This is a genomic window from Pseudomonas deceptionensis (assembly GCF_900106095.1).
GTDB lineage: Bacteria > Pseudomonadota > Gammaproteobacteria > Pseudomonadales > Pseudomonadaceae > Aquipseudomonas > Aquipseudomonas deceptionensis.
In genome coordinates, this window is record NZ_FNUD01000002.1 from 1,182,512 (window position 1) to 1,195,615 (window position 13,104).

Below are 13,104 nucleotides of genomic sequence, written 5' to 3' on the forward strand. Positions count from 1 at the left end.
CATTCCATTCAAGTGAGCAAAGAGCATAACCGCTGTTAGTCAGGCGGGGTACTGTCGGCGCGGGCCGCTCTGGTATCCTCGGCGCCATGAAAAAATCACTCCCCCTTAGCCTGATCGCGGCACTCGCTGAAAACCGCGTGATCGGCGTCGACAACAGCATGCCGTGGCATTTGCCTGCGGATTTCAAATACTTCAAGGCCACCACCCTGGGCAAGCCGATCATCATGGGTCGCAAAACCTGGGATTCGCTGGGTCGCCCGTTGCCGGGTCGCTTGAACCTGGTGGTCAGTCGTCAGACCGATCTGCAGCTCGAAGGTGCCGAGGTGTTTGCCTCCCTGGAGGCCGCTGTTGAGCGTGCCGAGCAGTGGGCAGCCGAGCAGGGCGTCAGCGAAGTGATGTTGATTGGCGGCGCGCAGCTGTACACCCAGGGCCTGGCGGATGCCGACCGGTTGTACCTGACGCGGGTGGGCCTGAGCCCGGAAGGCGATGCGTGGTTCCCTGAGTTTGATCAGGCGCAGTGGAAGCTGGTGTCAGAAGAGCTGCACGGGGCGGCAGATGGCAAACCGGCGTTCAGCTTTGAGGTGTGGGAAAGGGCTTAAGATCAAAAGGCCCTCACCACGCCTCTCCCGTAGGGAGAGGGGACTAAAGGCAAAAGCAGATTCTCGCAACCCCTCAAATCAGCACCCTCTCCCTCCGGGAGAGGGTTGGCTTTTAAGCGTGTGCCAGATCACCGTGATCGTCTTCAGCCAGAATGGCCTTGTCGGTCTGGTTCAGGATCTGGCTGGTCACCGTGCCGGCCACCATCGAACCGCTGACGTTCAGCGCCGTCCGGCCCATGTCGATCAACGGCTCGACCGAAATCAGCAACGCCACCAGCGATACCGGCAAGCCCATGGCCGGCAACACGATCAGTGCCGCGAAGGTTGCACCACCGCCCACACCGGCCACGCCCACTGAACTCAAGGTCACAATCGCTACCAGCGATGCGATCCACACAGGGTCTAGCGGGTTAATGCCGACGGTCGGGGCAACCATCACCGCCAACATGGCCGGGTACAGACCGGCACAGCCGTTCTGGCCAATGGTGGCGCCAAACGAGGCGGCAAAGCTGGCGATGGAAGACGGAATCCCCAAGCGACGGGTTTGCGCTTCAATGCTCAGCGGGATGCTGGCGGCGCTCGAACGGCTGGTGAAAGCAAACGTCAGCACCGGCCATACCTTGCGGAAAAAGCGCAGCGGGTTAACACCGGATACCGACACGATCACGCCGTGGATCACAAACATCAGCGCCAGGGCGATGTAGGACACCACCACAAAGCTGCCCAGTTTGATGATGTCTTGCACGTTGGACATGGCGACCACTTTGGTCATCAGGGCCAGAACGCCATACGGGGTCAGTTTCATCACCAGACGCACCAGACGCATCACCCAGGCTTGCAGGGTGTCGATGGCGCTGAGGATCTTGCCGCCTTTTTCCGGTTCGTCCTTGAACAGTTGCAGTGCAGCAATACCCAGGAATGCAGCGAAAATCACCACGCTGATGATCGACGTCGGCTTGGCCCGGGCCAGGTCGGCAAACGGGTTTTGCGGGATAAACGACAGCAGCAGTTGCGGCACGTTCAGGTCCGAAACCTTGCCCGCGTAATCGCTCTGGATCACTTGCAGACGGCTCATTTCAGCCGCGCCGGCCACCAGGCCATCGGCGGTCAGGCCGAACAGGTTGGTCAGGCCGATGCCCACCAGCGCTGCGATCATGGTGGTGAACAGCAGCGTGCCGATGGTCAGAAAGCTGATCTTGCCCAGCGACGAAGCGTTATGCAGGCGGGCTACGGCGCTCAGAATCGATGCGAAGACCAGCGGGATCACGATCATTTGCAGCAATTGCACGTAGCCACTGCCGACCAGATCGAACCAGCCGATGGAGGTTTTCAGCGTAGGGCTGTCTGCACCGTAGGTCATGTGCAGGCACAGGCCGAAGACCACGCCGAGAACCAGCGCCAGCAAGACTTTTTTCGCCAGGCTCCACGCGGTGTGGCGGGTCAGCGACAAGCCGAACAGCAACGCGAGGAACACCAGCAGATTGAGGATCAGCGGGAAATTCATGAAAGCTCCGAGGGGCGACTTGTACCAGTCTTGAGATGTAACAATTTCGAACCGGAAATGCTAACAGGTTGATATAGCTGGAAATATACCGTTCTGGAATGACTACCTTTGTTTTGGGCATAAGCATGTGCCGCTATCAGGACGGTAGCAGTCGTGCCGAAGTAAAAATTGTCACCTGATTTTGCTAGCGTCGATGCCTTTAACGAGGAGCATAGCTGATGAATCTGACCACGAAGTTGATCGCTGCGACCCTGTGTATAGGCTTGACGGGCCAAGCGTTGGCCACCGATTTGAAGCATTGGCCCGCTGACCAGGCCAAGCAACTGGAGGCCATGATTGCCGCCAACGCGAACAAAGGTAACTTCGCGGTCTTTGACATGGACAACACCAGCTATCGCAACGATCTGGAAGAGGCCCTGCTGCCTTATATGGAAAGCAAGGGCCTGATCACCCGCGACAGCCTCGACCCGTCGCTCAAGCTGATCCCGTTCAAGGACACCGCTGACCACAAGGAAAGCCTGTTCAGCTACTACTACCGTCTGTGTGAAATCGACGACATGGTCTGCTACCCGTGGGTGGCCCAGGTGTTTTCCGGCTTTACCCTGCAAGAGCTCAAAGGTCATGTGGACGAGTTGATGGCGTCGGGCAAGCGGGTGCCGGTAACTTACTTTGAGGGCGATGTGGTCAAGAGCTCCGAGGTGCAGCCGCCCAAGGTGTTTACCGGTCAGGTTGAGCTGTTCAACAAGCTGATGGAGAACGGCATCGAGGTCTACGTGATGACCGCTGCCTCGGAAGAGCTGGTGCGTATGGTCGCGGCGGACCCCAAGTACGGCTACAACGTCAAACCGCAGAACGTGATCGGCGTGACCACCTTGCTCAAGGACCGTAAAACCGGTGAGTTGACGACTGCCCGTAAACAGATCAGCGCCGGTACTTACAACGAAAAGGCCAACCTTGGGCTGGAGCTGACGCCTTACCTGTGGACGCCGGCGACGTGGATGGCGGGCAAGCAAGCGGCGATCCTGACCTATATCGATCAATGGAAAAAACCGGTGCTGGTGGGCGGTGATACCCCATCCAGTGATGGTTACATGCTGTTCCACGGGGTGGACGTGGCCAAAGGCGGGATTCACCTGTGGGTCAACCGCAAGGACAAATACATGGCGCAGCTGGAAGGCATGATGGCCAAGAACGCGGCGGCGCAGGCCAAGGAAGGTTTGCCGGTGACGGCGGACAAGAACTGGGTGATCGTCAAGCCAGATCAGATCCAGTAACCACAGGCAATATCTGTAGCCGCTGACGAGGAACGAAGGCTGCGATCGGGCAACGCCCGTAAAACCTGAGTCCTCGATTTATCTGGCTCATTGAAGTGTCTGACTTTACGGTTGCTGCGCAACCGATCGCAGCCTTCGTTCCTCGTCAGCGGCTACAGGATTTTTGCAATTTCGGTTGCGCATAAAAAATCCCGGCACATGGCCGGGATTTTTGTTGTTGCGCGCAGGCTTACGGCACCAGCTTGTCCAGCAACGCTTTATCACGCACCGCGCCCTTGTCGGCGCTGGTAGCCAGCAAGGCGTAGGCCTTGAGGGCGGTGGTGACTTTGCGTGGGCGGATTTCTACCGGCTTCCAGCCTTTCTTGTCTTGCTCTGCATGGCGTGCGGCCATTTCTTCGTCGCTGATCATCAGGTTGATCGAGCGGTTTGGAATGTCGATCAGCACTTTGTCGCCGTCCTGCACCAGACCAATCGCACCGCCAGCCGCCGCTTCCGGAGAAGCATGACCGATGGACAGGCCCGAAGTACCGCCCGAGAAGCGGCCATCGGTCAACAAGGCGCAGGCTTTGCCCAGACCTTTGGATTTCAGGTAGGAGGTCGGGTACAGCATCTCTTGCATACCCGGGCCGCCTTTTGGACCCTCGTAGCGGATGATCACGATGTCACCGGCCTGCACTTCGTCAGCCAGAATGCCGCGCACGGCGCTGTCCTGGCTTTCGAAAATCTTGGCGTTGCCTTCAAACACGTGGATCGACTCGTCAACACCCGCGGTTTTCACCACGCAGCCATCCAGCGCGATGTTGCCGTACAGCACGGCCAGGCCGCCCTCTTGCGAGTAGGCGTGCTCGACACTGCGGATGCAGCCGTTTTCACGGTCGTCGTCCAGGGTTTCCCAGCGGGTCGACTGGCTGAACGCAGTTTGTGTCGGGATGCCGGCCGGGCCTGCCTTGAAGAAGGTGTGTACAGCTTCGTCGTCAGTCAGGGTGATGTCCCATTTGGCGATGCCTTCGGCCAGGGTCTTGCTGTGTACGGTCGGCAGGTCGGTGTGCAGCAAGCCGCCACGGGCCAGCGAGCCGAGGATGGAGAAAATGCCGCCGGCGCGGTGCACGTCTTCCATGTGGTACTTCTGGATGTTCGGCGCCACTTTGCACAGCTGCGGCACATGGCGCGACAGGCGGTCGATGTCTTTAAGGTCGAAATCGATCTCGGCTTCCTGGGCTGCGGCCAGCAAGTGCAGGATGGTGTTGGTCGAGCCGCCCATGGCGATGTCCAGCGTCATGGCGTTTTCGAATGCCTTGAAGTTGGCGATGTTGCGCGGCAATACCGACTCGTCGTTTTCGACGTAGTACTGGCGGCACAGGTCGACGATGGTGCGGCCAGCCTGCAGGAACAGTTGCTCGCGGTCGCTGTGGGTCGCCAGAGCGGTGCCATTGCCCGGCAAGGCCAGGCCCAGGGCTTCGGTCAGGCAGTTCATCGAGTTGGCGGTGAACATGCCGGAGCACGAACCGCACGTCGGGCAAGCGCTGCGCTCGTACTCTGCAACCTTCTCGTCAGAAGCGCTGGAGTCGGCGGCGATGACCATGGCGTCTACCAGGTCCAGGCCGTGGCTGGCGAGCTTGGTTTTGCCCGCTTCCATAGGACCACCGGAAACGAAAATCACCGGGATGTTGAGGCGCAAAGAGGCCATCAGCATGCCAGGGGTGATCTTGTCGCAGTTGGAGATGCACACGATGGCGTCGGCGCAGTGGGCGTTGACCATGTACTCGACGGAGTCGGCGATGATCTCGCGGCTCGGCAGCGAATACAGCATGCCGTCATGGCCCATGGCGATGCCGTCGTCTACGGCAATGGTGTTGAATTCTTTGGCAACGCCGCCAGCGCGTTCGATCTCGCGGGCAACCAGCTGGCCCATGTCCTTGAGGTGGACGTGGCCGGGTACGAACTGGGTGAAGGAGTTGGCAATGGCGATGATCGGCTTTTTGAAGTCGGCATCTTTCATCCCCGTGGCGCGCCACAAAGCGCGGGCACCGGCCATGTTGCGGCCGTGGGTGGAGGTTTTCGAACGATAGTCAGGCATGGAACAACTCCGGGCGGCTAATCAGGTAACAAACAGGGAAGTGAGCTTCTAATGACTGGCAGACCACACAGAAAATGACTACGTGTCAGCTAGCTGCCTTAAACGCTGCGGGATCGCCGCGCGCCTGGGCCTGAGCTCATAAACCCGCCGGGGATGATTGGCGATGAATCCGTCGATTCTACACGGCTGGCGGCCGGAGGGAATGGGCCAGACGGTTGCTCCAGAGTACAAACAGGCTACTGGCAGCCGTACGTGGGTAATGAGCCCTGGTATGTGCAGCAGGATGACTAAGGATTAGGTGCGGTGAGCTATTACCAGGCATCGAGTAAGACTAAGACTGCCTTTATGCAGGAAAAGACTATTTTAAACGGTGGCAGGACCGTTTCATGGGATTCAAGTAATAGTGTGTGATTGGTTTTTCAGTGAGGACTCTAAATGCTGACGCTCGAACGCTCCGTCATGACGTATCTGGCCATCGGCCTGGTGCAAGGGTTGTTGCTGTGGCTGGCCACTTCCATGGGCGATCCCGGTGTGTGGTATGCGCTGATTACGGCGGTGCTGGTGGGTGGCATCAACCTGTTGCTGCTGGGGGAAAACATCCGCCAGCGTGGCACTGTATGGCTGGTGCTCGGGCTCACGGCAGTCATGACGGCAATCAGTGCCTGGGTGTTTTGGGATGGCGATGAGTATTGGCGCCCAGGCAGCTGGCTGGTGGGCAGTTGGAGCTTTTTTGCCGTAGTCATTACCTATATCTGCACGGTTTTCATTCTGAGCTGGCCAGCCCGAGAGGGGCGTTACCCGCGCTACGAAGACCTGTTTCGCCATGCCTGGGACACGGTGTTTATCGTCTTGCTGGGGCTGCTGCTGAACGCGGTGTTCTGGGCGTTGCTGTGGTTGTGGGGCGGCCTGTTCAAAATGCTCGGGATTGTGGCCCTCAATAAATTGTTCTCAACCGATGGGTTTATATGCATCAGCTCGGCGATGGTATTTGCCCTGGGTGTGCATATGGGCCGCGAAAAAGAACGGGTCATCGGCCTGCTGCGGGGAGTGGTGCTGGCTCTGTGCCGCTTCCTGCTGCCATTGAGTGCATTGATTGTCATTGTGTTCACCTTCGCCTTGCCCTTTACCGGGCTGGAGCCGATCTGGGATACCGGCTATTCGACGCCGATCATGCTGTGGCTGGTGGCGGTCAATCTGTTTTTGCTTAATGGCGTGTTTCAGGATGGAACGCTGGGCAGTGGTTATCCGACGTGGCTGGTACGAGTGGTTGACCTGTGCCTGGTGTGTTTGCCGGTGCTGGTGGTGTTGGCGGGGTATTCGACATGGCTGCGCATTGAGCAATACGGCCTGACACCGTCGCGGATTCTGGCAATGGTGCTGGTGCTGGTGATTTTTGTTCATGCTGTGGCGGCGCTTTTGGCCGTGTTTGTCTCTCGGTCAACCTGGCTGGGCAGTTTGCGCTTGAGTAACCCGTTGATTGCGCTGCTGTGCGTGGTGCTGCTGCTGGCGATGCACACGCCGTGGTTCAGCCCGCTGAAGATGAGCGCGAACAATCAGGTGCAGCGCTTGCTCAGTGGCAAGACGGCGGTGGATAACTTTGATGCAGACACTTTGCGCAATCGTCTGGGGCCACAGGGCAAACAGGCGTATGACGCGTTGCTGGAGCAAGTCGAACAGGGTTTGGTGTTGGCCGAGCCTGGGCGGCAAGTTTTGTTGAAACGCCTCAAGGAGGTGAATGCGGGCAATGGTCCACGCGGGACTGAGCGGCTACTGGAATGGATTGGTCCCAAGGTCGAGGGCAGCGAGCAGTTTTACGACAAGCGATTCGACGGGCAGTCATGCCTGGCCCCAGGTTGCGCGTTGTGGGCAGTGGACCTGGATCAGGACGGGCAGCCGGAGGTGCTGCAATTACCCAAGAACAAGTGGTCTGAGCCACTTTACTTCTTTAAGCGTGATGCTCAGGGCAACTGGCAACGTGCCGGTACCTATGCGGGTGGGGAAAGCTCGCTGGAGCTGATCGAGCAGATCCGTCAGGGCAAGGTGAAGGTGGTGACGCCGCGCTATCAATCGTTGCAGATTGGCGGGGTGGAGCTGAGCCCGACGCTGGACAAACAGTGAGCCTCAACTTCGTGTGACCTCAACGGTGGGAGCGAGCCTGCTCGCTCCCACCGTGGCTAATGCGCCAAATTAGCTGTTAGGCAGCAAACGGCAGGTGATGCTCTTGATGTAGCGTGTTTCTGCGATGGCCGGGTGTACCGGGTGATCCGGGCCCTGACCGCCGCGTTCCAGCAGCTGGATGTTGCGATCCAGATGGCGGGCGCTGGTCAACAGGATGTTTTGCAGGTCGTCTTCCGGCAGGTGCATCGAGCACGATGCGCTGACCAGAATCCCGTCCTTGCTGAGCAGGCGCATGGCTTGCTCATTCAGGCGACGGTAAGCACCTTCGCCGTTTTTCAGGTCTTTTTTGCGTTTGATGAAGGCAGGCGGATCAGCAACGATCACGTCGAAACGCTCTTCGTTGGCCTTGAGCTCCTTGAGGGCTTCAAACACGTCGCCTTCCATGCAGGTGACTCTTTCGGCAAAGCCGTTCAGCGCGGCGTTGCGCTCAACACCGTCCAGGGCGAACGACGACGCGTCGACACAGGTCACTTCGCTGGCGCCGAACGCTGCGGCCTGAATACCCCAGCCGCCGATGTAGCTGAACAGGTCCAGGACCTTCTTGCCCTTGACGTACGGGGCCAGACGGGCGCGGTTCATGCGGTGGTCGTAGAACCAGCCGGTTTTCTGGCCGGCCATGACCGGGGCTTCGAACTTCACGCCGTTCTCTTCCAGGGCAACCCACTCCGGCACCAGGCCGAACACGGTTTCAACGTAACGCTCAAGGCCTTCGGCATCGCGGGCAGCCGAGTCGTTCTTGAACAGGATGCCGCTTGGCTTGAGCACCTGGACCAGCGCGGCGATCACGTCGTCTTTGTGCTGTTCCATGGTGGCCGAGGCCAGCTGAACGACCAGGATATCGCCGAAACGATCGACTACCAGACCCGGCAGCAGGTCGGAATCGCCGAACACCAAACGGTAGTAAGGCTTGTCGAACAGACGGTCACGCAGGGACAGGGCCATGTTCAGGCGGTGAACCAGCAGCGACTTGTCCAATGGCAGCTTGATGTCACGCGACAGCAGGCGGGCGCAGATCAGGTTGTTCGGGCTCATGGCCACGATGCCCAGCGGCTTGCCGCCGGCGGTTTCGAGCAGCGCTTGGTCGCCGGCCTTAAAGCCGTTAAGCGGGGTGGTGGCTACATCGATTTCGTTGCTGTAGACCCACAAGTGGCCGGCGCGCAGGCGTCGATCGGCATTGGCTTTAAGGCGCAGGCTTGGCAGGGACATGACGTCGCTCCGGGTATTGAAAAGGGCGCGATTATAGCCTTAGACGTAACCTCGAGGCTTGGCTGATTCACCGCATTGCGTCGGATCACGGAGCTGGTAGCTCAGAAATTTCCGTTAGAATCGCAAGCTCTTCCAGAGTACGGAGCCTCCATGCCTGAATTACCTGAAGTCGAAACCACCCGACGTGGCATCGCCCCGCATCTTGAAGGGCAGCGGGTCAGCCGGGTGATTGTGCGCGAGCGCCGTTTGCGCTGGCCGATCCCCGAAGACCTTGACGTACGCCTGTCCGGGCAGCGCATTGTGTTGGTCGAGCGCCGGGCCAAGTACCTGCTGATTAACGCCGAGGTGGGGACGCTGATCAGCCATTTGGGCATGTCTGGCAACTTGCGGCTGGTGGAGGCGGGTTTACCCGCCGCCAAGCATGAGCATGTGGATATTGAGCTGGAGTCCGGGCTGGCCTTGCGTTACACCGACCCGCGCCGGTTCGGGGCAATGCTCTGGAGCCTGGACCCGCTGAACCACGAACTGCTGGTGCGCCTTGGGCCGGAGCCGCTGACCGATCTGTTTGATGGCGACCGCCTGTTTCAGCTGTCGCGCAAGCGTTCGATGGCGGTCAAGCCGTTCATCATGGATAACGCGGTGGTGGTGGGCGTGGGCAATATTTACGCGACCGAAGCCTTGTTTGCTGCAGGGATCGACCCGCGTCGCGAGGCCAAGAGCATTTCCCGGGGGCGGTATTTGAAGCTGGCGATTGAGATCAAGCGGATTTTGGCAGCAGCCATCGAGCGCGGCGGTACCACCTTGCGCGACTTTATCGGGGGAGATGGCCAGCCCGGCTACTTTCAGCAAGAGCTGTTCGTGTACGGACGCGGGTATGAACCCTGCAAGATTTGTGGCACAGAGTTGCGTGACGTCAAGCTGGGTCAGCGTGCCAGCGTGTTTTGCCCGCGTTGCCAGACGTAGCCTATACGCTCCTCTTGTAGCCGCTGACGAGGTACGAAGGCTGCGAATTGCCCGGCTTGGTGTGACAGGTATATCGAGGGCTCTGGCTTTACGACTGCTGCGCAGTCGATCGCAGCCTTCGTGCCTCGTCAGCGGCTACAGGAGACGCGAGCACGAATCAGGCCTTACCGGTAATCGCCCGGTACTTTTCCATCAGCTGTTCTTCGGTTTCCGGGTGGGCTTCATCCAGCGGGATGCAGTCGACCGGGCAAACTTGCTGGCATTGCGGCTCGTCGTAGTGGCCGACGCACTGGGTGCACAGGTTGGGGTCGATCACGTAGATCTCTTCACCCTGGGAAATGGCGGCGTTCGGACACTCGGGTTCGCAGACGTCGCAGTTAATGCAATCGTCGGTGATGATCAGGGACATGGGTACTCCGGCCGGGGCGCTCGGCCCGGGCAACTGAAATCGAATGCGGCAATTGTGCCGCATTGGCGCCCGCAGTGCACGCGGGCGCCGCTTCAGTGGTTATTTCTTGCGAAAACGCTCGGTCAGGGCCTCGGCCACAACCGGGTGCACAAATTTGTTGATATCGCCGCCTAACGCTGCGATTTCACGCACTAACGTCGACGATATAAACGAATAGCGCTCTGACGGCGTCAGGAACAGGCTTTCGACATCGGGGGCCAGTTGGCGATTCATGTTCGCCAGCTGGAACTCGTATTCGAAGTCTGACACGGCACGCAGGCCACGCAGAAAGACATTGGCGTTCTGTTCTTTGGCGAAGTGCGCAAGCAGCGTCGAGAAGCCGACCACCTCAACATTGGGCAGGTGCTTGGTGACTTCACGAGCCAGCTCCACCCGCTGTTCCAGGGGGAACAGGGGGTTTTTCTTGGTGCTGGCAGCGACAGCAATGATCACGTGATCGAACAGGCGCGATGCGCGTTCGACCAGATCGCCATGGCCCTTGGTAATAGGGTCGAATGTACCTGGGTACAACACTCGGTTCATCGCGTCGTCCTGGCGGGAATCCGTTGGGGAGTCGGATGGTATCGCAGCATTCCCGGTCGGCCAAGTCGCCATTCGAAGAAGAAAGCACTATAGACGCGACGAATTTACTGCTTTTTCATGAATTTTTAAGGCGTTCGGCCAATTGTGTCGCGAGTTTTGCCGTTAGCCCGTACACCGATAATTGTGGGTTGGCACCAATGCTGGTGGGGAATAACGAGCCGTCATGGACCGATACATTACGCAATTGATGATGGCGCCCGAGGCTATCGGTGACAGACATTTGTGAATTTTCCCCCATCGAACATCCGCCCATCACATGGGCACTGGCCAGGCGTGTCCGATACAACTCAAGGCTCAAACTGTCGATTCGGTCACGGGTAGCGGCCAGGCTACTCATGTATTGCGCATCGCTGTGCAGCGGCATGACGGCACTGGCGCCCGCCGCAAACTGGATTTCGGCCATGCTGTGAAAGGCGCGCTTGAGGCCCTCCCAGCCGTAGGGCGTGAGGGTGTAATCGAGCACCGGGCTGCCATCGCCGCGCAGCTCCACACTGCCCCCGGGGCTGTCCGGGTGAAAACCGTCGCGCATCAGCGCCAGCATCATGTGGGTATTGGGCAGTTGGGCCATCAGCTCGGCGCTGGTCTGGCCAAAGCGGGCGAACAAGGTGGCGGCCAATGCCGGGTGCAGTGGCGGCACTTCGAGTTTGTAGCCCATAGGGCCTGTGGGGCCGTCTTTCCATTGAAAGTGGTCGGAGTAGATCGACTGCGGTGCACCGTAAAAAGGATTAATGGCTGCAGGGAATTGGGCTGCAGAGAAGTTGACCAGGTGCAGAAATGTGCGTTTGCCCAGTCGTTTGTGCGGGTCGGGTGCGTCGGAGCGCATCAGCAGGCCGGGTGTGTTGATACCGCCGCCAGCCAATACGTAATGCCTGGCCTTGACCGTTATGGTGCGGCCATTGGGTGCCACGCAGCGGCTGTCCATGGCCTGGCACTCCAGGCCGGTGACCTGGTCGCCACTGATCAATAGCCGTTGGGCGCGGGCCAGATACAGCAGTTCGCCGCCTTTTTCGAGGGTCGCGGGCAGGGTGGTGACCAGCATCGATTGCTTGGCGTTTGTCGGGCAGCCCATGCCGCAATAGCCCAGGTTCCAGCAACCACGCACGTTGCGTGGAATCACGTGCCAGCTGTAGCCGAGTTTTTCGCAGCCGTTGCGGATCACTTCGTTGTTGGCGTTGGGCGGGACGAGCCAGGGTGCGACGCCAAGGCGCTGTTCCATCTGCTCGAACCAGGGCGCCATCTGTGCTTCGCTGTGGCCGATGACATTGTGCTCGCGGGCCCAGTGCTCCAGGGTTGGCGCCGGGGTGCGAAAGCTCGAGGTCCAGTTGACCAGCGTGGTGCCGCCTACCGCGCGGCCTTGCAGAATGCTGATGGCGCCGTCTTTGCTCATGCGCCCGATGCCTTCCTGATACAGGCTGGCGTAGGCCTCATCTTCGAGCAGTTTGAAGTCGCTGCTGGTCTTGAGCGGGCCTTCTTCTATCAGCAGCACCTTGTAGCCGGCGGCGCTGAGGATTTCAGCTGTGGTACCACCCCCCGCGCCGCTGCCGACGATGGCGATGTCAGCCTCCAGGGTCAAATCGCTGTCGAGTTGCGAGCCATCGTAGACTTTCCAGCCTCGGGCAAGGCCTTCGCGGAACGGATCGGGTACGGGCATGGGAGATACTCAATATGAGTGTGGGGTCTTGTGCAGGAGTGCTCAGTCAAACCTTCGGCGGGCCCGGATAGCCGCATGCGGCCCATGCTTCGGGCCGCTCATACCAGCTCATCATCACCAGTTGCAGCAGCGAGCTGTGGCCCATGCGCAGCAGGTTCAGGCTGCTGTTCTGCCAGCGCTGCAAAAAGTGCCGGATTTGCTCGGGAGTGGCGTTTTCCCAACGGCCCCAAACCCCGGTCAACGGCCCGCGTGTTACCGGCATGGCCAGCACATCGAACAGTTGCTGAGTGAGCGAGAGCAGCCCGGGCGACAAGTGATTCAGGTTGTCGTCCAGTTTGTGCAGCGTGGCGTCTGCCGCGCCGGGCATGGCAGGGGCGGCGACGCTGCCGAGCAGCATGACCGGGATCAGCGCCCGTAAAAAAGCCAGGTCGCTGCTGCGCAGGACGGCAAAGCCACGGGCGCTGCTGCTGGCCGCGCAACCGCTGAGGCTGGCGCTCAGCCCGGCGGTGGCCAGTAATGCACTGGCACAGACGCCGATCTTTAACGCGCCGCGACGGGAAAGCAGGGCGTTTTCGACATGAAGTTCAGTCATGGTCAAGGC

11 protein-coding genes are annotated in these 13,104 nt (G+C 59.6%); 4 read left to right on the plus strand and 7 right to left on the minus strand.

Going from position 1 to position 13,104, the window contains the following annotated elements:
• The first annotated feature begins 86 nt into the window (after positions 1-86).
• The gene (locus BLW11_RS05275; RefSeq protein ID WP_048361289.1) at positions 87-599 is read left to right on the plus strand and encodes a dihydrofolate reductase; all 513 of its coding nucleotides are present in this window, start codon (positions 87-89) and stop codon (positions 597-599) included.
• 112 nt (positions 600-711) lie between these two features.
• Here the strand turns inward: BLW11_RS05275 and BLW11_RS05280 are convergent, their stop codons facing one another.
• Positions 712-2,103 (minus strand): L-cystine transporter, encoded by a 1,392-nt coding sequence (locus BLW11_RS05280; protein ID WP_048361288.1) that lies wholly within the window; start codon positions 2,101-2,103, stop codon positions 712-714.
• A 218-nt stretch (positions 2,104-2,321) separates the two neighbouring features.
• On the opposite strand from BLW11_RS05280, the gene BLW11_RS05285 reads away from it, so the two are divergent.
• Positions 2,322-3,377 carry an HAD family hydrolase gene (locus BLW11_RS05285; protein WP_048361287.1) on the plus strand — a complete coding sequence of 352 codons (1,056 nt, stop codon included), beginning with the start codon at positions 2,322-2,324 and terminating at the stop codon, positions 3,375-3,377.
• A gap of 229 nt (positions 3,378-3,606) precedes the next feature.
• Here BLW11_RS05285 and ilvD read toward each other — a convergent pair whose 3' ends face one another.
• The gene (gene ilvD / locus BLW11_RS05290) at positions 3,607-5,454 is read right to left on the minus strand and encodes a dihydroxy-acid dehydratase (RefSeq protein WP_048361286.1); all 1,848 of its coding nucleotides are present in this window, start codon (positions 5,452-5,454) and stop codon (positions 3,607-3,609) included.
• A 435-nt stretch (positions 5,455-5,889) separates the two neighbouring features.
• Here ilvD and BLW11_RS05295 point away from each other — a divergent pair, with 435 nt between their 5' ends.
• The gene (locus BLW11_RS05295; RefSeq protein WP_048361285.1) at positions 5,890-7,572 is read left to right on the plus strand and encodes a DUF4153 domain-containing protein; all 1,683 of its coding nucleotides are present in this window, start codon (positions 5,890-5,892) and stop codon (positions 7,570-7,572) included.
• A gap of 69 nt (positions 7,573-7,641) precedes the next feature.
• On the opposite strand, the gene BLW11_RS05300 is transcribed toward BLW11_RS05295, so the two are convergent.
• Positions 7,642-8,838: a class I SAM-dependent rRNA methyltransferase gene (locus BLW11_RS05300; RefSeq protein WP_048361284.1), complete on the minus strand. Its 1,197-nt coding sequence runs from the start codon at positions 8,836-8,838 to the stop codon at positions 7,642-7,644.
• 150 nt (positions 8,839-8,988) lie between these two features.
• Between BLW11_RS05300 and mutM the strand changes: the two genes are divergently transcribed.
• On the plus strand, positions 8,989-9,801 hold the full coding sequence (mutM, locus tag BLW11_RS05305; RefSeq protein ID WP_048361283.1) for a bifunctional DNA-formamidopyrimidine glycosylase/DNA-(apurinic or apyrimidinic site) lyase: 813 nt from the start codon (positions 8,989-8,991) through the stop codon (positions 9,799-9,801).
• Positions 9,802-9,958: 157 nt separating this feature from the next.
• Here the strand turns inward: mutM and BLW11_RS05310 are convergent, their stop codons facing one another.
• From BLW11_RS05310 to BLW11_RS05325, 4 genes are all read right to left on the minus strand, one after another.
• Positions 9,959-10,210, minus strand: coding sequence for a YfhL family 4Fe-4S dicluster ferredoxin (locus BLW11_RS05310; protein ID WP_016782613.1), 252 nt, complete (start codon positions 10,208-10,210; stop codon positions 9,959-9,961).
• A 99-nt stretch (positions 10,211-10,309) separates the two neighbouring features.
• Positions 10,310-10,792, minus strand: a complete 483-nt coding sequence (coaD, locus tag BLW11_RS05315; RefSeq protein WP_048361282.1) for a pantetheine-phosphate adenylyltransferase — start codon at positions 10,790-10,792, stop codon at positions 10,310-10,312.
• 115 nt (positions 10,793-10,907) lie between these two features.
• Positions 10,908-12,503: a GMC family oxidoreductase gene (locus BLW11_RS05320; RefSeq protein WP_048361281.1), complete on the minus strand. Its 1,596-nt coding sequence runs from the start codon at positions 12,501-12,503 to the stop codon at positions 10,908-10,910.
• 46 nt (positions 12,504-12,549) lie between these two features.
• A complete protein-coding gene (locus BLW11_RS05325) occupies positions 12,550-13,095 on the minus strand; it encodes a hypothetical protein (protein ID WP_048361280.1) in 546 nt (181 codons plus the stop codon).
• Between the last annotated feature and the right edge of the window lie 9 nt (positions 13,096-13,104).

What these genes read in the sequence shown, in the direction of transcription:
- BLW11_RS05320 (WP_048361281.1), bottom strand. Translation starts at nt 12,503, where the DNA reads ATGCCCGTACCCGATCCGTTCCGCGAAGGCCTTGCCCGAGGCTGGAAA.
- BLW11_RS05295 (WP_048361285.1), top strand. Translation starts at nt 5,890, where the DNA reads ATGCTGACGCTCGAACGCTCCGTCATGACGTATCTGGCCATCGGCCTG.
- BLW11_RS05275 (WP_048361289.1), top strand. Translation starts at nt 87, where the DNA reads ATGAAAAAATCACTCCCCCTTAGCCTGATCGCGGCACTCGCTGAAAAC.
- BLW11_RS05300 (WP_048361284.1), bottom strand. Translation starts at nt 8,838, where the DNA reads ATGTCCCTGCCAAGCCTGCGCCTTAAAGCCAATGCCGATCGACGCCTG.
- BLW11_RS05325 (WP_048361280.1), bottom strand. Translation starts at nt 13,095, where the DNA reads ATGACTGAACTTCATGTCGAAAACGCCCTGCTTTCCCGTCGCGGCGCG.
- coaD (WP_048361282.1), bottom strand. Translation starts at nt 10,792, where the DNA reads ATGAACCGAGTGTTGTACCCAGGTACATTCGACCCTATTACCAAGGGC.
- ilvD (WP_048361286.1), bottom strand. Translation starts at nt 5,454, where the DNA reads ATGCCTGACTATCGTTCGAAAACCTCCACCCACGGCCGCAACATGGCC.
- BLW11_RS05280 (WP_048361288.1), bottom strand. Translation starts at nt 2,103, where the DNA reads ATGAATTTCCCGCTGATCCTCAATCTGCTGGTGTTCCTCGCGTTGCTG.
- BLW11_RS05285 (WP_048361287.1), top strand. Translation starts at nt 2,322, where the DNA reads ATGAATCTGACCACGAAGTTGATCGCTGCGACCCTGTGTATAGGCTTG.
- BLW11_RS05310 (WP_016782613.1), bottom strand. Translation starts at nt 10,210, where the DNA reads ATGTCCCTGATCATCACCGACGATTGCATTAACTGCGACGTCTGCGAA.
- mutM (WP_048361283.1), top strand. Translation starts at nt 8,989, where the DNA reads ATGCCTGAATTACCTGAAGTCGAAACCACCCGACGTGGCATCGCCCCG.